1 protein-coding gene is annotated in these 921 nt (G+C 26.4%); it reads right to left on the bottom strand.

Annotated elements, in window-relative coordinates; genetic code table 11:
• Nucleotides 1-52: 52 nt before the first annotated feature.
• Nucleotides 53-886, bottom strand: a complete 834-nt coding sequence (locus HGP29_RS28220) for an SH3 domain-containing protein (protein ID WP_168885812.1) — start codon at nt 884-886, stop codon at nt 53-55.
• Nucleotides 887-921 lie beyond the last annotated feature (35 nt).

The raw sequence follows: 921 nt of genomic DNA, 5'->3' as shown, positions 1-921 counted from the left end.
AGCGAGGGCGCGTCGCCCGAAACTTGCCTTTTTAGCTTGTGTTATAGCCTGTTTAATTATTTTTTAGTTCAGTTTTTAATATGGTAAATATATCCTTTTTAATGAATAACAGCTCTTGCTCATATTCTGAGTAATTGTACATTATGTCATTAAAAAGATTATCTAATTCTTCATAAGGATTCTCAGAAAAATATATTTCAAAAGCTGAAAAAGAAATGAACTTTTCATAAGAGTTATCCTGATATAATTTTGTTTTTAATAAATTAACTTCAAGTGGATATTTTTTCAAATAATTCAAACAATATGATCCTATTGCCTCAGATAATGCACCATCGCTTTCTTGAAGAATATTACTAAAATTAAATAGATAAAATTTTCTAGTATCTATATTATCTGTAGTAACACTATCTAATAGATTAAAAGTTATCTCAGAATCTGAGATTTGATAAATACCTTGGTAATACATCTTTGAGTAAATATCGATAGATGTATGATTTAAAAAGTATGTAATAGGTTTACCATCTATTTGTCTTGTGAATTTTTTATTTCTATTTGAATCGATGGTTGGTTGCTCATATTTAGGTAGGTTTTTATCTATTTGATTATCACTAAATTTGTAACTTTTCCCCAAAGATTTAATATCTGAAACTCTAGATGAATGTATAAAACCCTCTAGGTGATTAAAATTTAATTTGTACCAGTTTTTATTTTCTGAGGGTGAATATTGAAAAGTTTGACCTTCTAGTATTACTCCGATAATATTAGAATTTACAGTAGACTCTTTCCTGATATTTGTGTAACCATCTTTATCATTTATTACACCAATATTCTGAGATAAAATATTCCCTGATAGAAATAAGAAAAAATATGCTATTAAAAATCTCATTAATTAAGTGAAGTTTATTTGTAATAGGCTATAAC

Source organism: Flammeovirga agarivorans (assembly GCF_012641475.1).
Lineage (GTDB): Bacteria > Bacteroidota > Bacteroidia > Cytophagales > Flammeovirgaceae > Flammeovirga > Flammeovirga agarivorans.
This window is presented reverse-complemented; position numbering and strand designations above follow the sequence as displayed.

Coding starts and splice junctions, on each gene's coding strand:
- HGP29_RS28220 (WP_168885812.1), bottom strand. CDS start 886: ATGAGATTTTTAATAGCATATTTTTTCTTATTTCTATCAGGGAATATT.